This is a genomic window from Mesorhizobium sp. 128a, assembly GCF_053848025.1.
This window is the reverse complement of the sequence record NZ_JBSPKY010000019.1, coordinates 1-24,357: the sequence shown is the minus strand read 5'-3', so window position 1 is coordinate 24,357 and position 24,357 is coordinate 1. Positions and strand designations below refer to the sequence as shown.

At 62.0% G+C, this 24,357-nt stretch carries 23 protein-coding genes; 2 read left to right on the top strand and 21 right to left on the bottom strand.

The features are described from left to right. Positions 1-10: 10 nt before the first annotated feature. The 21 genes from ACWTU9_RS26120 to ACWTU9_RS26020 form a co-directional block, all read right to left on the bottom strand. Positions 11-1,018, bottom strand: coding sequence for an ABC transporter substrate-binding protein (locus tag ACWTU9_RS26120; protein ID WP_455860831.1), 1,008 nt, complete (start codon positions 1,016-1,018; stop codon positions 11-13). Between the two features lie 46 nt (positions 1,019-1,064). Then, positions 1,065-2,075 (bottom strand): ABC transporter substrate-binding protein, encoded by a 1,011-nt coding sequence (locus tag ACWTU9_RS26115; protein ID WP_455860830.1) that lies wholly within the window; start codon positions 2,073-2,075, stop codon positions 1,065-1,067. A 46-nt stretch (positions 2,076-2,121) separates the two neighbouring features. Beyond that, complete coding sequence (locus tag ACWTU9_RS26110; protein ID WP_455860829.1) at positions 2,122-3,126, bottom strand: ABC transporter substrate-binding protein; 1,005 nt, start codon at positions 3,124-3,126, stop codon at positions 2,122-2,124. 29 nt (positions 3,127-3,155) lie between these two features. Next, complete coding sequence (locus ACWTU9_RS26105; protein ID WP_455860828.1) at positions 3,156-4,166, bottom strand: ABC transporter substrate-binding protein; 1,011 nt, start codon at positions 4,164-4,166, stop codon at positions 3,156-3,158. 150 nt (positions 4,167-4,316) lie between these two features. Further along, positions 4,317-4,715: an SDR family NAD(P)-dependent oxidoreductase gene (locus tag ACWTU9_RS26100; protein WP_455860919.1), complete on the bottom strand. Its 399-nt coding sequence runs from the start codon at positions 4,713-4,715 to the stop codon at positions 4,317-4,319. Positions 4,716-4,811: 96 nt separating this feature from the next. Further along, positions 4,812-5,765 (bottom strand): diguanylate cyclase, encoded by a 954-nt coding sequence (locus tag ACWTU9_RS26095; protein WP_455860918.1) that lies wholly within the window; start codon positions 5,763-5,765, stop codon positions 4,812-4,814. A gap of 64 nt (positions 5,766-5,829) precedes the next feature. After that, complete coding sequence (cheB, locus tag ACWTU9_RS26090; RefSeq protein WP_455860827.1) at positions 5,830-6,849, bottom strand: chemotaxis-specific protein-glutamate methyltransferase CheB; 1,020 nt, start codon at positions 6,847-6,849, stop codon at positions 5,830-5,832. 22 nt (positions 6,850-6,871) lie between these two features. Further along, the gene (locus tag ACWTU9_RS26085) at positions 6,872-9,136 is read right to left on the bottom strand and encodes a hybrid sensor histidine kinase/response regulator (RefSeq protein ID WP_455860826.1); all 2,265 of its coding nucleotides are present in this window, start codon (positions 9,134-9,136) and stop codon (positions 6,872-6,874) included. Further along, positions 9,133-9,837, bottom strand: a complete 705-nt coding sequence (locus ACWTU9_RS26080) for a chemotaxis protein CheW (RefSeq protein ID WP_455860825.1) — start codon at positions 9,835-9,837, stop codon at positions 9,133-9,135. The genes ACWTU9_RS26085 and ACWTU9_RS26080 overlap by 4 nt, the downstream gene beginning before the upstream one ends. After that, positions 9,837-11,078, bottom strand: a complete 1,242-nt coding sequence (locus ACWTU9_RS26075) for a CheR family methyltransferase (RefSeq protein ID WP_455860824.1) — start codon at positions 11,076-11,078, stop codon at positions 9,837-9,839. Before ACWTU9_RS26075 ends, ACWTU9_RS26080 begins: the two co-directional genes overlap by 1 nt. After that, on the bottom strand, positions 11,078-11,542 hold the full coding sequence (locus tag ACWTU9_RS26070; RefSeq protein ID WP_454585425.1) for a chemotaxis protein CheW: 465 nt from the start codon (positions 11,540-11,542) through the stop codon (positions 11,078-11,080). The genes ACWTU9_RS26075 and ACWTU9_RS26070 overlap by 1 nt, the downstream gene beginning before the upstream one ends. A gap of 23 nt (positions 11,543-11,565) precedes the next feature. Further along, positions 11,566-13,203, bottom strand: coding sequence for a methyl-accepting chemotaxis protein (locus ACWTU9_RS26065; RefSeq protein ID WP_455860823.1), 1,638 nt, complete (start codon positions 13,201-13,203; stop codon positions 11,566-11,568). 835 nt (positions 13,204-14,038) lie between these two features. Continuing rightward, on the bottom strand, positions 14,039-14,950 hold the full coding sequence (locus tag ACWTU9_RS26060) for an ABC transporter permease (RefSeq protein ID WP_455860822.1): 912 nt from the start codon (positions 14,948-14,950) through the stop codon (positions 14,039-14,041). Continuing rightward, a complete protein-coding gene (locus tag ACWTU9_RS26055; protein WP_455860821.1) occupies positions 14,947-16,047 on the bottom strand; it encodes an ABC transporter permease in 1,101 nt (366 codons plus the stop codon). Before ACWTU9_RS26055 ends, ACWTU9_RS26060 begins: the two co-directional genes overlap by 4 nt. Further along, positions 16,044-17,567, bottom strand: a complete 1,524-nt coding sequence (locus ACWTU9_RS26050) for an ABC transporter ATP-binding protein (protein ID WP_455860820.1) — start codon at positions 17,565-17,567, stop codon at positions 16,044-16,046. The genes ACWTU9_RS26055 and ACWTU9_RS26050 overlap by 4 nt, the downstream gene beginning before the upstream one ends. Before the next feature lie 3 nt (positions 17,568-17,570). Next, positions 17,571-18,665, bottom strand: a complete 1,095-nt coding sequence (locus ACWTU9_RS26045; RefSeq protein WP_455860917.1) for a BMP family ABC transporter substrate-binding protein — start codon at positions 18,663-18,665, stop codon at positions 17,571-17,573. Positions 18,666-18,698: 33 nt separating this feature from the next. After that, positions 18,699-20,078 carry an amidohydrolase gene (locus ACWTU9_RS26040; RefSeq protein WP_455860819.1) on the bottom strand — a complete coding sequence of 460 codons (1,380 nt, stop codon included), beginning with the start codon at positions 20,076-20,078 and terminating at the stop codon, positions 18,699-18,701. Position 20,079: 1 nt separating this feature from the next. Continuing rightward, positions 20,080-20,733, bottom strand: coding sequence for a glutathione S-transferase family protein (locus tag ACWTU9_RS26035; RefSeq protein WP_454585419.1), 654 nt, complete (start codon positions 20,731-20,733; stop codon positions 20,080-20,082). After that, on the bottom strand, positions 20,730-21,575 hold the full coding sequence (locus ACWTU9_RS26030) for an aromatic ring-hydroxylating dioxygenase subunit alpha (RefSeq protein WP_454585418.1): 846 nt from the start codon (positions 21,573-21,575) through the stop codon (positions 20,730-20,732). Before ACWTU9_RS26030 ends, ACWTU9_RS26035 begins: the two co-directional genes overlap by 4 nt. After that, a complete protein-coding gene (locus tag ACWTU9_RS26025; protein WP_455860818.1) occupies positions 21,572-22,222 on the bottom strand; it encodes an aromatic ring-hydroxylating oxygenase subunit alpha in 651 nt (216 codons plus the stop codon). The genes ACWTU9_RS26030 and ACWTU9_RS26025 overlap by 4 nt, the downstream gene beginning before the upstream one ends. Before the next feature lie 156 nt (positions 22,223-22,378). Continuing rightward, a complete protein-coding gene (locus ACWTU9_RS26020; RefSeq protein WP_455860817.1) occupies positions 22,379-22,648 on the bottom strand; it encodes an acylphosphatase in 270 nt (89 codons plus the stop codon). A 212-nt stretch (positions 22,649-22,860) separates the two neighbouring features. Here ACWTU9_RS26020 and ACWTU9_RS26015 point away from each other — a divergent pair, with 212 nt between their 5' ends. Together ACWTU9_RS26015 and ACWTU9_RS26010 are read left to right on the top strand one after the other, a co-directional pair. Further along, the gene (locus ACWTU9_RS26015; RefSeq protein WP_455860816.1) at positions 22,861-23,520 is read left to right on the top strand and encodes a L,D-transpeptidase; all 660 of its coding nucleotides are present in this window, start codon (positions 22,861-22,863) and stop codon (positions 23,518-23,520) included. A 9-nt stretch (positions 23,521-23,529) separates the two neighbouring features. Next, positions 23,530-24,042, top strand: a complete 513-nt coding sequence (locus tag ACWTU9_RS26010; protein ID WP_454585414.1) for an OmpA family protein — start codon at positions 23,530-23,532, stop codon at positions 24,040-24,042. The last annotated feature ends 315 nt before the right edge of the window (positions 24,043-24,357 follow it).

Sequence of the window (24,357 nt, the reverse complement as noted above, 5' to 3'; positions counted from 1 at the left end):
GTTGCGCCTCTCACGTCTTCAACTCGCGCTTAAGCTCGTTTATGAAGCGCCAGTCCGTGCCGTCGGCGATAATCTGTTGCGGGCTCGATTTGATCATGCCCGTCTCCTGCATCCGCAATGCGTAGAAGCGGACCGAATCCTCTGCATCGAAGTCTCGCCACTTGTCGTGCTGGGTCTCTCGCAGCGTTGTCAGTGCGATGTCGTAGCTGGGCAGGAACCCTCGATCGACCAGCTCGCGCGCCGCCGATGTCGGGTCTGCCGCGCAGAAATCGGCGGACTTGAGGATGGCACGCAGGACGCGCTTGGTAGCCACCGGGTATTTGTCCACATAATCCACGCTGCCAGCGACCATGCAGCAGAAATACTGGGACCACGGGCGGTCGACGGCGTTGCTGATGATCGTGTGGCCGATCTTCTCCGCGCGCAGCATCTGGATTTCTTCCGTGCCGGCGAGGAACGCATCGACTTTCCCGTCGATGAAACCCTGCATCGGGGAAGCGCCTACGACCCACTGAACGTCGTGGACTGGATCGAGTCCCACATAGTTGGCAATGAGGCTCAGGAAAACTTGTGGGTGATCATTCATTTGCCAAACCCCCACGCGCTTGCCCTTCAGATCCGCAATACTATTGACGCTGTTACCGGCCCTCAGCTCCCAGCACCCGACGTGAACACCGGTCAGCACTTTGATCGGTGCGCCGGCCTCGATGATCCGGATGTGCATCGACGGCATATTGAAATCGAAATCCGTGTCACCGCGGGCGAGCCACTGAGAATTGTCGACGCTGGTGTCGCCCTGCACGTAGCGGACATCGGTAAAGCCGTCGGCGTGCAGAAGTTCTCCAGCGAGGTAGAGGGACCCCCAGCAATAGGCACCACCGATCCACCGCCCTAGGCGGACAGTGGTCGTTTCCAGGGGCGGCTCGGCCCAGGCCTCAGTCGTTGGGCCGATGAGACTTGCGGCGCCGGTCGCCGCAGCGCCGGCAATGAAGGTGCGGCGATCTTGGATGATCTGCATGGGCCTCTCCTTCCTCATAAAAGGGCACAATGTGCCGGTTGGCTGCTCACGTCTTCAACTCGCGCTTAAGCTCGTCGATGAAGCGCCAATCCGTTCCATCGGCGATAATCTGTTGCGGGCTCGACTTGATCATGCGCGTTTCGTGCATGCGCAGCGCGTAGAAGCGCATCGACGCTTCGGCGTCGTAATCCCGCCAGGCGTCGTAGCGCGTGTTGTTGAGCGTCTGCAGGGCGAGCCCGTAGTCAGGGAGAAAGCCTCGTTCGACCAGTTGCCCCGCGCTCCATTCCGGATCGGACACGCAGGAATCGGCACCTTTGAGAATGGCTCGGAGCACCCGTTTGGTGGCAACCGGATACCTGTCCTGATATTCCGCTCTGGCCGAGATCATGCAGCAGAAATGTTGGGACCAGGGTCGGTCGAGCGTCGTGTTGAGGATCGTGTGGCCGATCTTCCTGGCGCGCAGCTTCAGCGTCGCGGGCGGCGTGAAGAGGTATGCATCGTACCTTCCTTCGACAAAGCCCTTTGCCGCATCTCCCTTCTCAACGACCCATTCGATGTCGTTCACGGGGTCGAGTCCGATGTAGGCAGCCATCAAGGCAACCATCACGTGCGACGTGGACTCTGGATCATGCATGCCCACCCGCTTGCCCCTGAGGTCTGAGATGGTTTCGACCTTGTCATTGGCGATCAGTTCGAGGCATCCGGCATGCAATCCGGTAAGAATCTTGATCGGCACGCTGGCATCTATAGACGCGATATGAATGGGCACATAGTTCACACTGAAATCCGTCTCCCCGCGGGCCATCCACACTCCCTGCTCGACGCTGGTGTCGCCTTGTACGTATTCGACGTCGGTGAAGCCGTCTGCGCGCAGCAGTTCTCCGGCAAGATACAGGCCAGCCCAGCAATAGGCGCCATCGATCCACCGCGGCAGGCGGACCGAGGTGGTCTCCGGCAACGGCTCAGCCCAGGCTTGTGTCGAGGTGCCGATAAGGCCCGCGGCGCCGGCTGACGCGGCGCCGGCTAGGAAACGGCGGCGGTTCTGGATGATCTGCATAGGCCTCTCCTTCCCTCGATAGGGCACGCGGCGTGTTGGCGAATGCCTACGTCTTCAACTCCTTCTTCAGTTCGCTGAAGAAACGCCAGTCGGTGCCCTGGGCCAAGAGCTTCTGGGGGGTGCTCTCGAGCATCCCGACCTCGTGGAGACGCAGGGCGTAGAAGCGCAGAGTGTCCTCAGCGCTATACTCACGCCAACCGTAGGGGATAGCCTTCATGACCTGGAGGGCATGATCATAGCGCTTAGTATAGCCCTGCTCCACCAAGAACTGGGCGGACTGCTCGGGCTCGCTGGTGCAGAAATCCGCCGCTTTCAAGATGGCGCGGAGGGCGCGTTTGGTGGCCACCGGATTCGTGCGGACGAACTCCCGGTTCCCAGCCAGCATGCAGCAGAAGTATTGCGACCAGGGCCGGTCCACGGTGCTGCTAATCACCACATGGCCGATCTGCCGCTCCCGCATCTCCTGCGGTTCGGGGGGAAAGCCCAGGTAGGCGTCGATCTTCCCCTCACTTAGGAGCCGGATGGACTCGGGTCCCGGATGCGTGACGAAGTGTATATCCTTATGGAGGTCCAGGCCCACATAAGCCGTCATCGCGGCGAGAAACACGTATCGGCTGGAATCTAGCGCTGGCACGGCAACGGTCTTCCCCTTGAGGTCGCGGATCGCTTGGATGCGATCGGTGCCGAACAGCTCAAAGCAGCCGACGTGGAGTCCTGCCAGGATGACGATGGGATCCCCTGCTTCCAGGCGGAGAAGGAGCGGGGCGGCGAAATGCGCACTGAGATCGGCTTCACCAGAGGCAAGCGCGGGCGCGATGTCTGCGGTCCCCTCCTTTTGGAGGTAGTGCACCTCAGTGAACCCTTCGCTGCGCAGCAGTTCTTCGGCTACATACTGGGGGGCCTGACAGATGCTGGGAATCCGGACGAGCCGGATCCGCGTCGTCTCTGGCGGTGGGTCTGAGGCGAGCGACTGGCGAACCCCAACTAGGCTCGTAGCGCCGGCTGCCGAAAGGCCGGCCAGGAAGCGCCGGCGGCTTTGGATGATTTCCATGTCCACGTCTCCCCTTGAGACAAATGGGATCAGGTTTTCAGCTCACGCTTCAACTCATTGAGGAAGCGCCAGTCCGTTCCGTCGGCGATGATTTGTTGCGGGCTCGATTTGATCATGCCCGTCTCCTGCATGCGCAGCGTGTAGAACCGCAGGGAGTCTTCAGGATCGAATTCGCGCCAGCGGTCGTATCGGATGTCCTTGAGCGTCTGGAGCGCGTAGTCATACGATGGGACGAAATCGCGATCGACCATCTGCCGGGCTACAAGTTGCGGATCCGACACGCAGACGTCGGCGGCCTTGAGGATAGATCGCAAGACCCGCTTGGTCGCCACCGGGTACCTGTTCACGTAGTCCGTGGTGGCGGAGATCATGCAGCAGAAATACTGTGACCATGGGCGGTCGACGGCATTGTTGAGGATCGTGTGGCCGATCTTCTTGGCGCGCAGCTGCTGCGGCTGGGGCGGCGTGCCGAGGAATGCGTCGATCTTCCCCTGGATGAAGAGTTCCGTCGGCTTGACGTCTTCAGTCAAGACCCACTGGACATCGTTGACGGGATCGAGCCCGACATAGGCGGACATGAGGGACAGCCACACGTGTCGCGAGTTGTTGAAACCGTCCACGCCCACCCTCATGCCCCGCAGATCCGTGACACTGCGGATGCGCTCCTTGGCGATCAGTTCGAGGCATCCCGAATGCAGGCCGGTTAGCACCTTGATTGGCACGCCGCCATCGATCGACGCGATCTGGTTCGGCGGAAAGTTCACAGAGAAATCCGTCTCACCGCGTGCGATCCACTCCGATTGGTCGACGCTCCTATCGCCTTCTACGTAGCGAACGTCTGTGAAGCCATCTGCGCGCATCAATTCCCCGGCGATGTAAGCGCCTGCCCAGCAATAGGAACCACCAACCCAACGCGGCAGACGAACCGTGGTCGTTTCCAGCGGCGGTTCCGCGTGGAGTGACTTCGGAAGTCCGACGATACTGGCAGCGCCTGCCATTGCACCCGCCAGGAAATGACGGCGGTTCTGGATGATCTGCATCGGAACGCTCCTCCCTTCCGAACTGCAAAAAGGCAATTCTGGCCAGAACCGAGCAAAAGAGGTTTCGGCAGAGGCAGACAGTCTCGTGAGGGCGCCGAACACAGCAAATTACGAGCGCGCCCAGAGTCTTGATGCGGGAGTCTTGCGCTCTCAGTCGCCGGCCCCAGTATTAGCAACCGACGATATGCCACGATACGCCCAATTTTCGCTGGTTGCGAGCATAAAACTTCCTCCGCCAAACGTCCCGCCAGCACCTCGCGCGATGATGTCGTCCATCTTATCCACATTGGACGCAGGCAACGTGTCCATGGCGCCGATGCCTGCATTGTTGACCAGCATCGTGACTCTGGTGTCGGTGCCGAGCAGGGTTTCGATAAGGCCGAGATCGCTGCGGTTATTGAGATCCGCAGTGACGACTTCCACGATCCTGCCGGTCTCACCGCGGAGGCGATTTGCCAGCTCTTCGAGACGTTCACGGTTACGAGCGACAAGGATCAAATCATAGCCTCGGCGCGCCAGCCGATCGGCGTAGATCGCGCCGATGCCCATCCAGGAGTGGGTCGAGTTTCGCGAAGTATGGAAAGGATCGAGCCGCGAACGGCCGACATCCAAGAATACATCGACCAGGCCCTCCATCGAGCTTCTCTAGCTGCGGGGGACGTGAAGCGCCACTCGATCTCGTCCTTCCGACTTAGCGCGGAAGAGCGCCAGATCGGCGGCATTGACGAAATCGTTTGGTGTCTCGTTCTCGTTGGGCACTGTTGTCGCGACGCCGACGCTGATGGTCACCCGATCCGGGCCGTGCGGGATGTTCAGGTTCCGCACGCTCTGGACGAGCCGCTCCGCGATGCTGCTCGATTGTTCCAGCAAAGTGTCGACCAGAACGATGACAAACTCTTCGCCTCCGTAGCGCGCAGCGAGATCGGTGGAGCGGCCGGAACTGCCCTGGATTACCCGGGCGATTTGCTTGAGCACCTCATCGCCGGCCATGTGGCCATAGGCATCGTTGTATCGTTTGAAGTTGTCGGCATCGATCATCAATAGCGACAACGGGGACTGTGCGCGAAGAGCGCGTTTCCACTCAGCCGCCAGATATTCATCGAAATAGCGCCTGTTGCCGAGACCCGTCAGGCCATCGATCCGCGTCAAACGCTCAAGCTCGAGATTTGCGCTGATCAGCTGTCGCTGGCTTTCCCTCAGCGCGCGGTACGCCGCGTCTCGCTGGACATGATCCAGATAGGCCCGCGTGTGATATCGAATGCGCGCAATCAGCTCGATGCGATCCGGCAGTTTGACGAGATAGTCGTTGGCTCCGGCAGCGAAGGCTTCGCCCTTGGTAGCTGGATCTTCCTTGCTCGACAGCACAATGACTGGAACCGAGTGTGTCGACGAATGCTTCCTGTATTCCTTCACCAGATGCAGCCCGTCGACCCCGGGCATGACGAGGTCCTGCAGGATAACGGTTGGCTTTACCTCATCCGCGACGGCCATCGCCTTCAACGGGTCGGTGCAGAAGTGCAAGGCGATATCGGGCTCGTTGGCCAGGGCGCGCCTGACCGCCTCGCAAACCATGACCTGATCATCGATGAGCAGAACCATCGACGAATAATTATCTGCCAGTGGCGGCACCGGCTCTGGATCTTGCGTCATCAGACGAGCCCTTTCACGTGGGGCGCCCGCAGGCTTCGATAATGCGTAAGCCGATAGCGCTCAAAGGAAGAATATCAACCGCCGCACCGATCGCAGCGGCGGCCTTAGGCATGCCATAGACGGCACTGGTTGCTTCATCCTGCGCGATTGTGAGATGCCCCTTGTCGCGGAGTTGTTTCAGCCCGCGCGCCCCATCCCTGCCCATGCCGGTAAGCAGGACCCCAATTACCGAACCCGGCCACCATTGCGCCGCGCTTTCGAAAAACACATCCACGGACGGCCGATAGACGTTGTCCTTGGGGCTGGACGTGTAGCCAAGTTGCTGAGCCGACTTGAAAACCAGATGATCATCCGAACTGGCGACAAGAACGGTGCCCGCTTGAGGCCTGTCCTTTTCCTGCGCCGCACGGATCGGAAGCGGGGTATGCTGCCCGAGCCAATCGGCAAGGCCTGGAATGAACTGAGCATCGAGATGCTGGACGAGCACGATTGCGCCGCCAAAATCAATGGGAAATGCGCTGAGCACCTTTGCAACGGCAGCCGGCCCGCCCGCCGAGGCGCCGATCGCAACCAGGCGTCGAGGGGAGGGGTCGGCTGCAACTGATATCCGCCCACTTGCCTTGGATGGCACATCACGGACCAGCTTACCGATCGTTGCAATCTTGTTGGTCAGAAGCCGTGCGGATTGCGAGGAGGCGTTGCCTGCGATGCCCACCGACGGAATATCAACTGCATCGAGCGCGCCATGACCCATTGCTTCGTAGACCCCGGCGACGTTGGCTTCGATACTGGCGGTTACCAGCAAGATCGAGCACGGGGTTTCTGCCATGATCTTGCGGGTCGCTTCCACGCCGTCCATCTCTGGCATTGCTAGATCCATGAGTATCAGATCCGGCAGGTCACGTCTGCAGGCCTCGACGGCTTCACGACCATTGGTCGCCATCCATGCGACCTGATGTTCGCGGGTCGACACGACCAGCCGGCGCAGAAGCTCGACCGCCATCGGCATATCGTTGACTATGCCGATTCTCATTCGTTGGCTTCCAATTTCGATCTCATCCGGTCGCCTCGCCAATCATGTCCACGACGGCATGAATCAGCGCCTCGTCCTGAAAGCTGCCCTTGGTCAGATAGTAGTCCGCGCCGGCGTCAAGTCCGCGCGAGCGGTCTTCCTCGCGATCCTTGTACGAAACGATCATGATCGGCGTGTTCTTGAGATGAGCGTCCTTTCGGATCAAGCTCACCAGTTCGATGCCGTCCATGCGCGGCATGTCGATGTCGGTGACGACAAGATCGAAGGGGCCGGAGCGGACGGCATTCCACCCGTCCATGCCGTCGACCGCCACTTCGACCTCATAACCGTGATTGCCCAGCATCTTGCGCTGGAGTTCGCGAACCGTGAGTGAATCGTCAATCACCAGCACGCGCTTGCGCCTGCCGGGTTCTGGACCGCCCGCGGCACGCCGAAGGGCTCGAAATCCGCCGGACGATGCAAGCTTCTCCACCGATCTTACCAGATCATCCACGTCGAAGATCAGGACAGGCGAACCGTCTTCCATCAGGGCCGCCGCGCTGATGTCCTTGATCTTGGCAAAGCGGGGATCGAGAGGCCGGATCACTAGCTCGCGTTCGCCGAGGAAACGATCGACGATCATGCCGTATGCTTCGCCCTGACCGGCATCCACGACGACGACCGAGAGAGCGTCCGGTTCGGATCCGGGCTCACCACGGTTCAGCACCTCGCGTGCCGTGATCAGCCCGATCTGTCGGTCGTTCAGACGAAAATGCGGCCGGCCCTGAAGGAGATTGATCTGCGTCCGCTGCAATTTCAGTGTCTTCGAAATGGCAGCGAGCGGAAACGCATAGGGCTCGCCATCGACATCGACGAGCAGCGTGCGCAGGACCGACAACGTCAGCGGCAGTTGCAGTTGAAACCTAGTTCCGTGCCCGAATTCCGAGGAGACGCTGGTGATACCGCGGACCTCCTTGGTCATCGCCTGCACAGCGTCGAGCCCCACACCACGGCCGGAGACGTCTGTAAGGCCCAGTTTCATCGAAAAGCCCGGCAGAAACAGGAAGGCGAGCAATTCCGTTTCGCTGAGTGTGTCGGCACTTTCCCGGGTTGCGAGCTGCCGGGCGACGATCGTCTCGCGCAGCTCCGCCAGGTCGATGCCCCTGCCGTCGTCCACCACGGTTATTTGCAGCAGGCCGGCATTGTGCCGCGCTTCGAGCCTGATGAGCCCGTCCTCTGGTTTGCCTGCCGCGACGCGCTCCGCGGGCGGTTCAAGCCCGTGGTCTACGGCGTTGCGCAGGAGATGCCCCAGAGGTGCGTCGAGTTGTTCGAGGATGTCGCGGTCGATGCCGGTGGAGCCGCCTACGATCTCCAGCCGCACCCGCTTGCCGAGGGTACGACCGAGGTCGCGGACCATCCTCGCATAGTGCCGCACGCCGTCTTCAAACGGCCGCATCCGGCTCGCCAACGTTTCGTCGTACAATCTGTTGGCAAGATCGGTGGCCTTTCGATCTACTGAATCCAGTTCATCGAGACGCTCCACCAGGAACGCCTGGCTCAGCCGAAGCTTTCGCTGCGCTTCGGCCAGCGCCTCCACCACTGCTTCGTCCTTTGAAACAGCCGGCAGCACTGCATGAAGGTCGTCGAACGCACTTGCGACGTCCGATTGAAGTCGCTTCAGCCGCAGCAGCCCGTCGGCGAACGGCCTGAGCCGCCGCGCTTCCATCAGCGACTCGCCGGCCAGCCCGAGCAATCGGTTCAGGCTGTCCGCCGTCACCCGAACCATTCTGTCGGAGCCGATGCTTCCTTGCCTTTGCGGTTCCGCGCCCACCAGGAGGCTCGCTGAAAGGGTCGTCGCCAGCTCCCCCTGGGCATCCGCGAAATCAATTTCGGATTTGCGGGGCAAGTGGGTGGCGTCGGGGAGAGACAATTTTGCGAACTTGGCGAGAAAGGCTTCGACTTCAGGGGACACGCTCTCGCTCGATGGTCCCGATGCGATCAACTTCAGAAGGTCTGTGCCTTGCAGAAGCGCATCGATATGCTCCCGTCGCACCCTGAGATGCCCGCGTTGCGCGGCGACCAGGCAATCTTCCATGGCGTTTGCAACTTTGACTGCAGGCATCAGGTCAATGATGCGGGCGGCTCCTTTCAGGGAATGCGCGGCCCGCATGCATGCTTCCAGGGCGTCGGAGGCGACAGGATCGCGTTCGAGTGCCAGAAGACCGGAGGTCAAAGCCTGCGATTGCGTCTCCAGTTCGGCCTGGAAGAGGCTCAGCATCGAAACCTGGTTGAAGTCCTCGTCTGTCATGCGATGCTCCGATCCAGCATCGTGAGCAATTGGCCCGGGTCGAGACAGCCAACGGCTCGTCCCTGCCATGGCAGCACGGCAACCGTGGCGGCCGACAGCGCCTTGCCGATCGTGGCCGGCACAGCGAGCGTGTCTTGTTCCCGGTAGCGGTGTAAGCCGTGGATCTCGTCGACCGTAAAAGCAACCCGCTTGTCGCGCTCGCCCACCACGACCAGCCGGCGAAATGCCTTGCTTCGTGCGCCTTGTTCGCCCTCCTTGCGATCGTCTATACCCAGCAATTCAGCGAGCGACAGGCAGATCAGTAGTTCACCACGGACATTGGCAATGCCGAGCACCGCGCTGTTCCTGCGATGTGGAAGCGAATGAACGCGACGGGATTCAGCCACTTCATGAAAAATACCGACCGGAAGCGCCAGCCATTCCTCTCCCAAACGGAAGAGGACGGCAGTCTGCAGCGCCTCGTCGTCCGCCAAACCGAGCTCGGCACGACCAGACTTGTCAGGCCATTCGCCGCGATGTGCCGAGGGCACTGCACGGTCGAGGAGGCCCCGTGCAATCTTCTTGTAGGTGGGGCAATTTCGGCAGTGGAGATGCTGCTCCAGCAGCGGACATGACTTGTCGCCGCGCACGCCGATCCGGCGCCAGCAGTCGTCGATTTCAATCTCCTCCACCGGCTGAGCGATCCCTGTCGAAGCCGCCATCAGCTGCCGCTCCTTTTCTGGGCCCGATCCAGCCGGCCGGCCAATGCCTCGGCGCCGCTATGGTCGCCTTGCTTTCGAAGCAGCAAAGCCAGATGGACGAGAGCTTCCCGATGATTTGGCGCGAGATAGAGCGCCCTCCGATAGCTTTGCGCAGCTTCGGGCGCAGCGCCATCCGCATCCTGAACGAGGCCCAGCAGGTAGAAGATTTCCGCCGAAGGACCGAATGCCTTGAGATGCGCTAGGGCGACTTCCTGTGCCTCCTTTACCCGGCCCGCATTGGCGATCCGCTCAACCGCAATCAGGCTTTCCGCGAGCTGGTCAAGCGGCTTGGCTGTGGCCTGCACGCGACCTTCCTTACCGATTGCCGGCCGAGGCGGAACAACAGGCTTGGCCTTGTTGACCTTCGGGGTTGGGGGCCGCACAGGAACGGCGGCGGAAACTTTCGGGGCCGCGGTCTTCACGGGCTCAGACTTCAGGAAGGCGAAGGCCAGTGGCCATTCAGCGGAAACGAGGCCGTGCAGCCTTGGAAGCGCCGCTTCCGCCGGACCGACCAGAAGAAGTCCGTCCTTGGCCATGAGGTCCTTCAGGCAGATCAATGCGCGATCCTGCAGCTCTCGATTGAAATAGATCAGCAAATTGCGGCAGAGCAGGATGTCATAGACCTCTTGCCCGAAAGACGCGCGAGAATCGAACAGGTTTCCGACCCTGAACCGAACCTGTTTCAGCACCGCAGCATTCGGGCGCAACCCGCCCTCGGCCGCTTCGAAATAGCGATCCTTGAAATCGAGATAGCTGCCCCGAAACGAATTGCGCCCATAGACAGCGCGTTCAGCCATCGCGATATTGCGGCTGCTGACGTCGACGGCATCGATCTTGAATTCGTGTGCCGCAAAGCCGGCATCGAACAGGGCCATGGCAACTGAATAGGCCTCCTCGCCGGTTGAACATGGCAGGCTCAAGACCTTTATTGGCTGGGCACACTTGTGCTCGCGCGCATGCCGCGCCAGCATCGTGAATGCTTCCCGGTCGCGAAAGAACCAGGTCTCCGGTATCACCACCGCATTGATCAGCTCTTGCAGCTCCTGCGCGGAACCGATCAGATGTTCCCAATAGGCCTGAGGGTCGGTTATCCGGCATGCTGCCATCCGGTCCTTGACCGCCTGACGGACCACGGTTGGACCAACGCTGGCAGTGTCCAGTCCGATGGTTTCCGTCAGGAGCTTTTCGACTGCACCGGTCATCAACCACCCATCTCGGCCTGGCGGAGCAACGCGGTACGGATCTCTTCCGAAAGCAGCGCTTCCGCCTTGACCCACTGAATGATCTCCGGGCCATCCGAAGCCACCGGACCAAGATAGGGCGGCGTTCCCGGCTCAAGTCCGAAAGGCGCGAAATCGGCAGGGTCCCGTTCGAGCGTATCCGTCACCCGTTCCGCGATCAGCCCCAGCAGGCGTTGCTCGCCATCTTGCGTCGGATGGCGGGTCACAACGATGCGGGTGCTCAACAGCGGCTCCGATGGGCGGCCAAGCGCCAGAAGAGTAACATCGATCAGCGGGATGGGTGTTCCGTTATAGTTGACCAGACCGACCACACCGGTCGGCGCGCCAGGCAGCGCTTTAACATCGATATAGGGCAACACCTCTTCAATCTGGTGCACATCGATCAGGTAGCGATCCGTACCCATGCTGAAGGCGAGGAATAGCATTATCACCTCCGACAGCGAGCTCGCTATGCTCTCAGCTTGAACCTTGAAATGCTGCCTCGCAGCCCGCCCGAGACTTGATTGAGCTCGTCGATCGCGAGCGTCGATTGCTGAAGAGATTCGACTGTTTGCTGAGCCGCCTCGCTCAACTGGGTCAGCGTGTCGCTGATCTGGCCGGCGCCGGTCGCCTGGGCTTGCATGCCTTCATTGGCGACTTCGAAACGTGGCACCAGGCCCTGAACCTGCTGAATGATTTCGAACAGTTGCCCGCCGACCTGCTGGATTTCCTGCATGCCCCTGCGGACCTGTTCTGAAAACTTGTCCATTCCCATCACCCCGGCCGCAACCGCCGACTGGATGTCCTTGACCATCTGCTCGATATCGTAGGTGGACACGGCCGTCTGGTCCGCGAGCCTTCGGATTTCGGTCGCCACCACTGCAAAGCCCCGGCCATATTGGCCTGCCTTCTCCGCCTCGATGGAAGCGTTGAGCGACAACAAGTTCGTCTGATCGGCGACTTTGGTGATGGTCGTCACCACCTGGTTGATGCTGCCGGCTTTCTCGCTCAGGATCGCCAGTTTGGAATTGATGGCGGCCGCAGCTTCCATGACCTGATGCATGGTTTCTTCCATGCGGGTTAGTCCCGCTTGCCCTCCGCCGGCGACGGCGGCCGTCTGCTCGGCAACTGTCGAGACCTCGTTCATCGTCCGGACGAGCTCGTTTGACGTAGCGGAGATTTCCTTGGCTGTCGCGCGGATCTCCGTGGTGGTCGCCGCGATTTCAGTGGCGGTTGCCTGCTGTTCCTTGGAGGTGGCGGCGATCCCCGTGATCGACGTGCTGACCTGGATGCTGGACCTTTGAACCTGCCCAATGAGGGTGGTGAGATCGTCCGCCATTGCGTTGAAGCCATCCGCAAGCACGCTGAATTCGTCCCGGCGCTTCAATTCGATGCGTTCGCTGAAGTCGCCTTGCCGCATCATCTGAACCGCGTCGACCAGACGGGTGAGCGGACCTGTGATGGCGCGAAACAGCTGGTAACCCAAAAGCAGGGCCAGCCCGAGGGCTACCAGCAAGCCAACGCTCAAACCCAATTCCGCCGTTCTCACGATCGAGCTGATCCGCTGCGTCGCGCTGTCTGCCTCGCCTCTGTGGTCCTCGACCATGGCTTGCAGAGCGGACTGCAATTTTAGAAAGATCGGCTCTGTGGTGTCCTTGATGGCCGGGCCCTCATTTGGAGTTTCACCTTTCGACAAGGCAGCCCTGCTTGCGTCCAGCACAGCAGTTTCAGCTTGGCGAAATTGGTTGGCGAGTTCTTTGACGGCCGCATAATTCTGTTTGTCGACATCGGAGACAATTGTCGCTTCATAGTCGTCCATCTGCCGCTGCACCTGGTCGCGATTGGTCGCGATCGCGCTTTCAAGCGTGCGTTTATCCGATGGGTTGTCTTGGAGCGCATACTCCTGAAGCAGGCTATGGGCCGTCATCTGGCCGATCATGATCTCGGTGCTGTGATAGAGGTCCGGGAGGATGCCCTTTTCGACCTCTGTCGCCTCCTGCTCGGCCTGGAGAAACCAGGCATACGCGACGACGGCTATCACGCACATCACCACCAGGACGGCAGCGAAACTGACGAGGATGCGGTGGCGTATTGTCAAACTCTTCATGGGTACCGTTCACCTGGGGCATCGTTGTCGGCTCGACCAGCGCTCGTTCCGACGTTTCGAAAGGTGCATCAAAAAGCAGTAGTTTGATGCTGAATGGTTTCTTTTCCGTTCAACCGCCAATCGAAGCGTTGTCATTGGGCAGGAGTGGTAGGCCGCCGGGCATCGCCACTCACTATGTCATGCTGTGTGGAAAAGCCGTCGCCGCACTATACCCGCCGGTAATCATCATGGCCGGCTCTCAGCGGCGCGCGTGAGTGCGTGTCGATCGGACGTTCGACTAAAAATGGTGTGAGCAGATGGCTTCCGATGCCGACTGGACCGAATTTTTGTCGTTTAAAGACGTTAGCTATCCCTTTGAGCTACAGCCACGACATAGCTGTCGAGGGTTCCCTGTTAGCCAACGATCATTTCCCTGTTCGCCTTCATAGGGAAATCTGTGCCAAATCCTTGAATCTGACGCAAGATTTCAGACCCGAATTGGCCAAGCTTCTCAAAATGTTTGTAAATTCGCTGTTTTTCCACGCCTAACAGGGAAATCTGACAGAGACTGGTTCGCTGACGACTGCCTGCACCACCAGAATTGTTTAATATCAAAGGGCGAGTTATGCCTGTTCTTAAGTTCGATTGTCCTCCGGTTCGTCAGTCAGGTTTGTGCAGTCATGTATAGTCCAGCTATTTCGAGGCTGGAAAGACCCTTGGGCGATGCGTGCGGCAAAAGGCGGTAACGACGTGCGAAGGGGATGGTTGCCGCGATTGCGTGCAGCCTTCACGCCCCAGGGACGGTGCGATCTGCGCTCAGATGTCGGGTTATTGCGCGCCCGGGCCGCGAGCGACACTATTGTTCGAAAGGCTCTCCCAGCGAAGCCACGCCGTTGAGTTTGAGCAGACGCCGGTTCGAAGAAATTATGCCCAGCACGACGATTGTCACGAGATAAGGTAGGCTCGATAGAAGTTGCGAGGAAACGTCGAGCCCAGTTGTCTGGGCCGCGAGACTTGCGAGGGACACGGCGCCGAAGAGGCAAGCACCGAGGAAGATACGGCTGGCAAGCCAAGTGCCGAAGACCACGAGCGCGATCGCAATCCAGCCGCGCCCGGCGATCATGCCATCGGCCCAGAGCGGAGTGTAGACCACGGCCGCGTAGGCACCGGCGAAACCCGCCAACGCGCCGCCGAAAGCGACCGCGGCGAAACGCACGGCGATTACCGGATAGCCGAGCGCACGGGCCGCCTTGGGATTCTCGCCGACGGCGCGCACGACAAGGCCGGTCTTGGTGTAGGCGAATATCGCCCAGATGGCGACGGTCGCAGCAAGCGAGAGCCACACGACGACGTCCTCGACGAACAGGCCGCCGATGACCGGGATATCTGAAAGCCAGGGCAATGAAAGCTTCGGTAGGCCTTTGACCGTGAGGCTCTCATAGCTCTTGCCGAACAGTGCCGAGAGGCCTTGGCCGAGTATGCCGATGGCGAGACCCACCGCGACCTGGTTGGCGCGGAACCCCAGCGCGATGACGGCAAAGACAAGGGAAAGAGCCGTGCTGGCGAGGCCCGCGGCGAGGAAACCCAGGAGGTGACCGCCGCCGTGATAGACGATGATGAAGGCGATGACCGCCCCCATGGCCATCAGTCCCTCCACGCCGAGATTGAGGACGCCGGCCCGCTCGGCCACCATTTCGCCCAGCGCTGCCAAAAGAAACGGCGTGGCCGCCGCCAGCATTCCGGCGACGATGAACTCGAGGGCATTCATGGAGCGTTTCCGTGAGCGGCATGGCGCCATTCGAGCCGGTAGCGGACGAAGGCGATGGCGACGAGATAGGCGAGCAGCAGGCTGCCCTGGAAGACCCGGACCGCGGCGACCGGCAGATTTGCCGAGACCATGGCGTTGTCGCCGCCGATATAGAGGGCCGCCATGAGCAGCGCGGAAAAAACGATGCCTATCGGGTGAAGGCCACCCAGATAGGCAACGATGATGGCCGCATAGCCGTAGCCGGTCGAGATGGAGCGCTGCAACTGGCCGAGCGGCCCGGCCACCTCGGCCGCCCCGGCCAGGCCTGCCGCGAAGCCGCCGATGAGGAGGGAAAGCCAGATCGCGCGTCCTTCGGTGAAGCCGGCGTATCCGGCCGCGCGCGGCGCAAGGCCGCCGACCTGCAGCTTGTAGCCGGCGAAACTCCTCTGCATCAAGACCCAGGCCGCGAGGGAGAAAGCGAAGGCGATAAGCAGCGAGAGGTTGACGCGGGTGCCGGGGATCAGGATCGGCACCGTCGCGTCGTACTGGAACATCACCGACTGCGGGAAGTTGAAGCCGGCCGGGTCCTTCCAGGGGCCGAGAAGCAGATAGTTGAGCAGTTGCGCGGCAACGAGCGCCAGCATAAGCGATACAAGGATCTCGTTTGCATTGAGCCGCACGCGCCAGAACGCCGTGAACGAGGCCCAAAGCGCGCCGCCCAGCGCGCCGAGGACGAGCATGGCGGGCCAGATCCACTGGCCCGTTGCCTGCGGGAGCCAAATGGGAATGGCCGACGCGAAGATCGCGCCGAGGATGAACTGGCCCTCGGCGCCGATGTTGAAGACCTTTGCGCGAAAGCCGATGGCAAGCCCCTGAGCGATCAGTAGCAGCGGCCCCATCTTCAGCAGGACTTCCGAGAAGGAGGCCCAGGATAGGAAGGGCTCCAGAAGCATCGCGTGGAAAACGGCAGCCGGATCGCGGCCCATCAGGAGGTAGAGCGCGAAATTGAGCAGCGTCGCCAGGCCGAGCGCGGCGGGCGGGGCGACCAGCTTGATTGCAAGCGAGGCGTGCTCCCGGCGAACCAGAACGGGAAGGAACGGCCGAGACAGAGCGCTCATGCGGGGACCTTTTCGGCCGTCGAATGCGCGCCGATCATGTAGCGGCCGATCTCCTCGGGCCTGGTGTCGCGCGTCACCAGCGGTGGGCTCAGCCGGCCCTGATGGATCACCTGGATCACATCGCAAAGCTCGAACAGTTCCTCCAGTTCCTCCGAGATGACCAGGATGCCCATGCCTTCGTTGCGCAGGGCGACAAGGCGCCGGCGGATGGCGGATGCCGCACCGATGTCCACGCCCCAGGTTGGCTGCGCCACGAACAGCAATTTCGGGGACAGCATGATCTCGCGGCCTACGATGAACTTCTGCAGATTGCCCCCCGAAAGCGCCCCGGCCTCCGTTTCGGAACCCGGCGTGCGCACGTCGTATTGCCGGATGCAGTCCTCGGTGAAAGCCTTGGCGCGGGCCGCGTCGACGAGGCCTCGTTTCAAGAGGCCGGAGGAATGGGCGGTCAGAAGGCTGTTGAGGACGAGCGACATTTCCGGCACCGCGCCGCGGCCCAGCCGTTCCTCCGGAACGAAGGCGAAGCCCAGCCGGCGGCGGGCCGCCGCGTCGAGCGCGCCGACATCCCTTCCCATCATAAAGATACGCTCTGACTTGTCGCGCGGCAGCACCGTCTCGCCCGAGATCAGCGCAGCGAGTTCGCTCTGCCCATTGCCCGATATGCCGGCGATACCGAGAATCTCGCCTGCCCGGACCGTCAGGCTGACGTCGGAAAGCGCCACGGCGAAGGGATCGTCCGACCGATGCTCTAGGCCGAGGATTTCAAGGCGCTTTTCCCCGCCGGAATGCGCAACCGCCGGCATGGGCTGCGGCATATCGCGGCCGATCATCATGCGGGCGAGGTCGTGCGCGTCGTGGTCACTCGGATCCACATGGCCGGTGATGCGCCCGCCGCGCAGGATGGTCGCGCGGTCGCAGACCGCACGGATCTCCTCCAGCTTGTGCGAGATGAACAGAATGGACACGCCGCCGTCGCGCAGCCGCCGCAATGTCTCAAACAGCCTGTCGACCGATTGTGGCGGCAGGACGGAGGTCGGTTCGTCGAGGATCAGGAGCTGCGGTTCGGTCATCAGGCAGCGGATGATTTCCACCCGCTGCCGCTCTCCGACCGAGAGCGCGTGCACGTGGGCAAGCGGATCGACCTCCAGGCCGAAGTCGCGGCCGAGCTTGCGGATGCCTTGCGCAAGATCCGATTTTTTCCCGGGCACGACCAGCCGGACGTTCTCCACCACCGTCAGCGTCTCGAACAACGAGAAATGCTGGAAGACCATGCCAATACCCTTGCGCCTCGCGTCCGCCGGCGACGCAAGCGCGAGGGTCTCTCCTTTCCAGGTCGCTGTTCCGGCGTCCGGCTCCTCGACGCCGTATATCAGCTTCATCAGCGTCGACTTGCCCGCCCCATTCTCTCCGAGGATCGCATGGATCGAGCGCGGAGCCACGTCCAGATCGATGTCCCGATTGGCATGGATCTGGCCGTAGCTCTTGGAGATGCCGCGCAGCGACAGAAGCGGGGCGGTCATGGATTACTTGGGCAGCGGCGTGGTGACACCCTTGACGTGCCAGTCCATGGCGACGATCTCGGCTTCGGCCATTGTCTTGCCGGCGGGAACGCCTTCGCTGCCGTCGGCCTTGGTGATCGGACCGGCAAAGGGCGAGAAGCTGCCGTCGGCGATCTTGGCGTCAACCTCCTTGATCTTGGTCATGATGTCGGCCGGGATGCCCGGGTTCCAGTCGACGACTTCGACGACCTTGTCGCCGACACCCAAGAAGGCGTTGGCGCCCTTGAAGGTACCGGCAAGGTGGGCGTCGACCGAGGCTTTGAAGAAGGGCGACCAATCGGTCGCCACGCAGCCGAGATAGGTCTTGGGCGCGTATTTCTTCATCGACGAGTTGAGGTTGAAGGCGGGGATGCCGGCCTCTTCGCAGGCCGCAATGACGGAAGGCGTGTCCTGCGCGTTGGAGAAGATGACGTCGCATTTCTGCGCCAGCAGCGCCTTGGCGGCTTCCTGCTCCTTGGCCGGATCGAACCAGGAGTTCACCCATACGACCGAAACCTCGACATCGGGCTTCGCCGCCTGCGCCCCCAGCGTGAAAGCGTTGATGGAGGTGATCAGCTCGGGAATGGCGAAGGCGGAGACCGAGCCGAGCTTGCCGGTCTTCGAAAGCGCGGCCGCCGCCATGCCCATCAGGTAGGTGCCCTGGGAATATTGGGCAGCAAAGGGCGAGAAGTTCGGCGCCACCTGGTAACCGGAAGCGTGCAGCACGGTGACGTCGGGATTGCGGCGCGCGATCTGGAGGGCGCCGTTCTGGTAGCCGAAGGAACCGGCGATCAGGAACTTGTTCCCGTCGGCGACCGCCTTGTTCATGATGCGGTCGGCGTCGGGGCCTTCCTGAATGTTCTCGATGATGGTGACCTTCACCTTGTCGCCGTAGGCGGCCTTGACCGGCTCGAGCCCGTCGGCCAGCGCACGGCCCCAGCCGACGTCGCCGACCGGCGAGGGGACCACAAGCACGATGCCCAGCGGTTCGTCGGCGGCAAGCGCGCGGCTACCCACCGCGGCGACGAGCCCGGTAGCGGCAGCGCCCTTCATCAATGTTCTGCGGGTAAGATTTGTCAGCATGTCGGTTCCCCTTGCTTTTGGTTTTGGCTTCTAGAATTCCACGGTCGCGAGCGCCGCCTCGGCTTGCGCGAACAACCTGGCCTCGTCGAGCCCCGGGAATTCTCCCTTGGCCCAGACGATGCGGCCGTTGATCATCGTCATGTCGGTCGGCGTGCCGATGCCCACCTTGGCCAGAAGGCTCAGCGGATCGTGCCGTGTGCCGACATAGTCCATGCGCCGCGTGTCGATGGCGAACAAGTCGGCGGCCATGCCGGGCGACAGCCTGCCGATGTCGCCGCGCCCGAGCAGCGCCGCGCCCCCGGTCGTCGCATAGCCGAGGAAATCGGCCGGCGGCGGAACCGGATGGTCACGCGTCGACGCCGACAGGCATTGCAGCATGTAGGCGGAGTGGATGCAGTGCATCAGGTTGGAATTGTCGTTCGAGGCGGCGCCGTCGCAACCCAAGCCCACAATAAGCCCGAGGGCCGACATCGCCGGTATGTCGGTGATTTCGGCGCCGACGAGATAGACCGGCTCCGGGCAGTGCGCGACGCCGGTGCCGCTGGCGGCCATCTTGCGCAGCTCGTCGTGGGTCAGCTCCCAGCAATGGGCATAGAAGGCATCCGACCCGCAGAAGCCTATCTCCGCGCAATAATCCACCGTGCGCAGGCCATGGCGGGCCTGCATGACCGGGCTTTCGCCCTCGCCGACATGGGTATGCATGCGCGCCTTGCGGTCGCGCGCCAGCGCCACCGATTCCACGAATGTCTCGCGATAGCAGTTGACCGGCTGGCAGGGCGCGACGACGACCTGGCGCATGCCGAAGCGACCGGCATCATGGTAGGCGTCGATCAGCCGGGCGCAGTCGGCGATGAACTCGTCCGTCGTTTCCAGCATGGCGTCGGGGATGGTCGAGCCTTCCGATTTCGGCAGCGTGTTGCCGCCACGTCCGGCATGGAAGCGCATGCCGAGCAGTTCGGCCGCCTCGAACTGCCGGTCGATCAGCCTTTTGCCGGCATGCCGCGGAAAGCAGTACTGATGGTCGAACGCCGTCGTGCAGCCGTGCTTTATCAACTCCGCCATGGCCGTGACCGATGCGTGGTAGAAGCACTCCTCGGTCAGCCGCGAGAAGATGGGATAGATGCGGTCGAGCCATTCGATGACCGACAGCTTCGTCCAGTCCAGATCGGCGCGGTTGCGCACGAAGCACTGAAAGAAGTGGTGATGGGTGTTGACGAGGCCGGGATAGACGAACCAGCCGGCAGCATCCTGCGCGACGGTCCCGACAGGCAGTTCCTCCTTGTCGAGGCCTTCGCCGATGGCCCGGATCGCCGGGCCGTCGGTCAACACATCGACATTGCGATGGACGCGCGGACCGTTGCCATCGTCCACGATGACCGCAGCGCAGTTCTTCAACAGATAGCCCGCCACGTCAGGCCTCGCCTGGGGCGGGCTCGGGTCTGAGCTCGTGCAGCCGGTGGATGCCGGGCATCTCGATGAAGCCGTCGAGACCGCGGATCGCCCGCGACCACAGCCGGATCACGGGATAGGGATCGAGCGAGACGCCGCCGTCCGGCGCCAGCGCCACATAGGGGAAACAGGCGATGTCGGCGACACTCGGCCGGTCCGACGCGAGGAAGCGCTGGCCGCGGATATGCTGTTCGACGAGGCCGGCTTCCAGCTCCCGCAGGGCCGTTGTCCCCTGTCCCTGAAGGACATCGATATCGCCCGGACGCAGCAGCATTTCATGCAGGCGCGCCGCCCCCAGGCTGGCGGTCAGCCGATGCGAGAAGGAAAGCCATTGCTGGACGCGCGCCGCCTCTCCGGCCGTATCGTTGCCCAGCCATTGCGGTGCCGCCTTCGCGGCGAGGTAGACAAGCATGGCCGAGGATTCGGTCAGGACGAGGTCGCCATCCTCCAGGATCGGGATCGAACCCGCCGGGTTAAGCGCCATAAGTTCGGGACCGCGATGCTCGGCACCGGGATGGAAGTCGACGGGCCGGATGTCGAGCTTCACCCCGGCCAGCGCAGCCATCAGGCGCGCCTTGTAGCAGCTCGGCGACAGCACATAGTCGTAGAGCTTCATTGCGCCACCAGTTGCGCGCCGTAGGTGTAGCCATGGCGTTTCAGCCAGCGCCGGTAGGCCACCGACGTCAGGTCGGCTCGCGTGGGAATCTCCATGCCGGGATCGAGCGGCAGCAGCCCCGGAATCTGGTTTTCAAGGATCGACCGGTCCTGGACGAAGATCGTCTGCTGGAAATGGATCAGGTCTGTCAATCGCGTCTCGTCATCGAACAGCGCCATCCATGGCCACACGTCGCATAGGTCTTCGGCAAGAGGCTGCACGAAAAGCGTGATGACGTCCCATTCGCCCGGGCGCGGCGGACAGGTCTTGTAGAGGATCGAGCAGGTCGGCGCAGGAACGCGATACATGTATTCCGTGGTTATGCCGCCTTCCGCCGACTTGGCGGCCTGCGGCTGGTAGAACTTAACCTGGGTCGCCCAAACCTCGTCCTCGTCCTCGCGGATCTCGACCTTGTAGCTCTGGACCTCGGTATGCGGTTCGGCCCCCAATATGTCGGTATGGACGAACGGAAAATGCGCAATGTCCAGGAAGTTCTCCACCGCGCGCAACGGCGAGCAGCGCACGCGCACCACCCCGACATCGACAAGCCGGCGGCCGGGCTGATCGGCCTCGGGGATCGCAAACAGCGCCTTCTGCGGATCACCGGGCGACGACCAGACATGGCCATAGCGCACGCAGACCGGTAGGGCGCGTCCGTTGCCCCCCGTGACCATGGCGTTTCCGTCGTCGCCAAGCCGCACGTCGATCGGTTCGCCCATGAGGGTCGTCTTGCGCCCCTGCGCATCGAGCTGGCTGGCAAGGCCGACCGGATACCATTCGTCGATCATCGCGTTGCGGGTCATTGGACGGCCCTGCTGCGCCGAATGCTCTCGGCCGCCCGCCGCAGCGTTTCGGCGGCCCGCGACGCGGCGATCCGCTCGGTCGGATTGGCGTCCTCGCCCACCAGAACATGCATGAGCGTCCGCGCTTCCCCTTGTGGGGCAAGCAGCAGCCGCAGCGTCCGGCCATCGTGGGTATGGTCGAGCAGGCCTCCCTCGGCCTTCGCGCCCGCGGCCGCCTCCAGCGCCGCGACGTCCGCTTCCACCATCATGGAACGCAGCGGGGCCACGCCGTCGAGCCGCGGCGGAGGGGCTGCGGCTTCGCCGACGGAAATCCATATGAGCCCGCCGCTGTCCTCGACCGCCTGGGTCGCGACGCGAATCGTCTCCGGCGGCGCCAGCCCCGGATGGGCCGGGATGCGCAGGCAGTTTCCCGCCCGGGCATAGCTCCAGCCGTGATAGATGCAGGACAGGGCCTCACCGCGCACGAAGCCATGGGAAAGCCGCATGCCGCGATGAGGGCATCTGTCGGCGAAGGCCGCCGTGCGGCCGGAGCGGCTGCGCCAAAGGGCAATCGGTCCGACTGAGGATTGCGCCGGCATCACGGTTCCCGCCGGCAAGTCCGCAGAGAGGGCAATTGGCATCCATGAGCCGGTCGGATAGGGTGGCATACGTCAACTTTCAAATGTCAGCATCTTCCCGAGCACAGTTTCGCGGTCAAGGGATTTGCTAATTAGTCCGGTCACGTTTGCACAATATTTCCTCACTGACAATAATGCCTAAAAAAAGGGCATCCCGTCTCGGGCAGGGCCAGCGAGCCTCAAACCTTAGCTCGATTCGTTGACGATCGGCGTCCGGCGAATGGTCTCGACCCAGACATCGATTGGTCCAAGGGAGCACCCCATCTCCATCATATCGATCAGTTCGGCCGGACCGGCGACGTCGAGCTCGATCCGATCGGGACCGGCGACGCATATGGCCTGCGCGAGCCCGAGCTTGGCGGCATGACGCTCGATCCACGGAAGGAAGGATGCCGCCTCGACATCGCCGAGGATCGTCATGCGCTCCCGCCAGGAATATCGATTTTGCTCGCTCATAGAAAACCTCGGCAATGAAACAGATGGTCAGCAGATCAAAGTCGCATTTGGGGTCAATTCGCGACTTTCTCCCAGAAGGTTGAGCGTCTGGAACCTTCGTTGCGGAGCCAGGAGCCGCCATTCCGCTGTCGGCTCAACTGCAGCATTTTCCGCTTTGACGCAAAATAATTCTCAATTATGGTCCGTCAGGCTTAAGGCATGGGGGATTGCCGATGGTTTTATCACGCAGGGGTGTCGTGCTCGGCGGCCTGGCGGTGGTCGCGGTCGGTGCAACCGGCAATATCGCTCAAGCCGCGGCGGCAAAATCCTATTTCGCCGGTACCGCGAGCGACAACAGTTTTGTTTATCGCAAGACCAACTTCGCCAAGATCGACAAGAGATGGCATCGCCAGATTGTCAAGTATTTCAGCAGCGAGCCGGTCGGCACCGTCGTGGTCGATACCCGCCACCACTTCCTCTACCTCATCATGGAAAACAAGACCGCCATCCGCTACGGCGTCGGCGTCGGCAAGGAGGGCTTCAAATGGTACGGCCGCGCGACGATTGACCGCCGCGCGCTCTGGCCGCAATGGGTCCCGCCCCCCGAAATGCTTAAGCGCAGGCCGGAGCTACCGCCCATGATCGCAGGCGGCGCGCCCAACAATCCGCTCGGACCGCGCGCGCTCTATCTGTACCGCGACGGCGCCGACATCGGCTACCGCCTGCATGGCACGCTGGAGCCATGGAGCATCGGCACCGACGCTTCCAGCGGCTGCATCCGCATGTTCCCGGAAGACATCATAGACCTCTACCAGCGGTGCCCGATCGGCACCGCGGTGGAGGTCCTGCCACACATCGCCGACCAGGCGCCCGCTTCCACCACTGTCGAATGATGGCGCACCATGAACCGCATGATTGAAAACACGCGTCGGCTGATCGCCGCCGGCCTGCTGGTGTTGGCCGCATCCTGCTCGACCAGCAACACGCTGGCCCCGCCCACGCCCGACGTCACCAACGCCGAGATTGCCGGCTTCCAGAACGTGCAGCCGGGCAGCGAGGAGGATTTTATCCTCAATGTCGGCCGCCGCACCTATTTCACGAAAGGTTCGGCCGCGCTCGATTCTGTCGCCAAGACCACCCTCGACACCCAAATCGCCTGGTTGTCAAAGTATCCGCGCTGGCTGCTCAAGCTGCAGGGTTTCGCCGACGATCCCGGCGCAAGCGAAACAGCGCTGTCGCAGCAGCGCGCCGATGCAGTGATGAACTACCTCGCCGCCGGCGGCATAGACCGCAACCGCATGTGGGCCAAGGGCTACGGCAAGGACAGGCTCGTCCGCGACTGCCCCGACAACGCCTGCAGGTCGCAGAACCGTCGCGTTGTGTCTAATTTGCGCGATGAGAGGGACGAGTCGTAAGGGCTGCTGTTTTGCTTGTCACCAAAGCAGAGGGGCGGCATGGCTGCTTCGCGCCCATGAGCGATCATCGGAGGTTTGATAATGACTCCGCGTAAGGGCTGCAGTTGGGGAGCTCGGCGTTCCTTCGCCATGACTCGAGATCACGCTGCTTCCAGGTTGTGTGTTATACACGCTGCGTTCTCGGTGCGGATACGAGATCGATGGATCAGGAAAGATGTCTAGCCGCAGTGCTCTTAGCTGATGTCGTCGGCAGCACGCCCCTCTATGAGCGTATCGGCGACGATGCGGCTCTGCAGCAGGTTTCGGATTGCCTTG

Bases quoted from the DNA above. Each gene is read 5' to 3' on its own strand.
- ACWTU9_RS26115 (WP_455860830.1), bottom strand. From the start codon at position 2,075: ATGCAGATCATCCAGAACCGCCGCCGTTTCCTAGCCGGCGCCGCGTCA.
- ACWTU9_RS26105 (WP_455860828.1), bottom strand. From the start codon at position 4,166: ATGCAGATCATCCAGAACCGCCGTCATTTCCTGGCGGGTGCAATGGCA.
- ACWTU9_RS26110 (WP_455860829.1), bottom strand. From the start codon at position 3,126: ATGGAAATCATCCAAAGCCGCCGGCGCTTCCTGGCCGGCCTTTCGGCA.
- ACWTU9_RS26100 (WP_455860919.1), bottom strand. From the start codon at position 4,715: ATGGGCATCGGCGCGATCTACGCCGATCGGCTGGCGCGCCGAGGCTAT.
- ACWTU9_RS26075 (WP_455860824.1), bottom strand. From the start codon at position 11,078: ATGACCGGTGCAGTCGAAAAGCTCCTGACGGAAACCATCGGACTGGAC.
- ACWTU9_RS26120 (WP_455860831.1), bottom strand. From the start codon at position 1,018: ATGCAGATCATCCAAGATCGCCGCACCTTCATTGCCGGCGCTGCGGCG.
- ACWTU9_RS26055 (WP_455860821.1), bottom strand. From the start codon at position 16,047: ATGAGCGCTCTGTCTCGGCCGTTCCTTCCCGTTCTGGTTCGCCGGGAG.
- ACWTU9_RS26035 (WP_454585419.1), bottom strand. From the start codon at position 20,733: ATGAAGCTCTACGACTATGTGCTGTCGCCGAGCTGCTACAAGGCGCGC.
- ACWTU9_RS26060 (WP_455860822.1), bottom strand. From the start codon at position 14,950: ATGAATGCCCTCGAGTTCATCGTCGCCGGAATGCTGGCGGCGGCCACG.
- ACWTU9_RS26065 (WP_455860823.1), bottom strand. From the start codon at position 13,203: ATGAAGAGTTTGACAATACGCCACCGCATCCTCGTCAGTTTCGCTGCC.
- ACWTU9_RS26010 (WP_454585414.1), top strand. From the start codon at position 23,530: ATGAACCGCATGATTGAAAACACGCGTCGGCTGATCGCCGCCGGCCTG.
- ACWTU9_RS26025 (WP_455860818.1), bottom strand. From the start codon at position 22,222: ATGCCACCCTATCCGACCGGCTCATGGATGCCAATTGCCCTCTCTGCG.
- ACWTU9_RS26070 (WP_454585425.1), bottom strand. From the start codon at position 11,542: ATGCTATTCCTCGCCTTCAGCATGGGTACGGATCGCTACCTGATCGAT.
- ACWTU9_RS26050 (WP_455860820.1), bottom strand. From the start codon at position 17,567: ATGACCGCCCCGCTTCTGTCGCTGCGCGGCATCTCCAAGAGCTACGGC.
- ACWTU9_RS26030 (WP_454585418.1), bottom strand. From the start codon at position 21,575: ATGACCCGCAACGCGATGATCGACGAATGGTATCCGGTCGGCCTTGCC.
- ACWTU9_RS26095 (WP_455860918.1), bottom strand. From the start codon at position 5,765: ATGGTTCTGCTCATCGATGATCAGGTCATGGTTTGCGAGGCGGTCAGG.
- cheB (WP_455860827.1), bottom strand. From the start codon at position 6,849: ATGAGAATCGGCATAGTCAACGATATGCCGATGGCGGTCGAGCTTCTG.
- ACWTU9_RS26085 (WP_455860826.1), bottom strand. From the start codon at position 9,136: ATGACAGACGAGGACTTCAACCAGGTTTCGATGCTGAGCCTCTTCCAG.
- ACWTU9_RS26080 (WP_455860825.1), bottom strand. From the start codon at position 9,837: ATGGCGGCTTCGACAGGGATCGCTCAGCCGGTGGAGGAGATTGAAATC.
- ACWTU9_RS26015 (WP_455860816.1), top strand. From the start codon at position 22,861: ATGGTTTTATCACGCAGGGGTGTCGTGCTCGGCGGCCTGGCGGTGGTC.
- ACWTU9_RS26020 (WP_455860817.1), bottom strand. From the start codon at position 22,648: ATGAGCGAGCAAAATCGATATTCCTGGCGGGAGCGCATGACGATCCTC.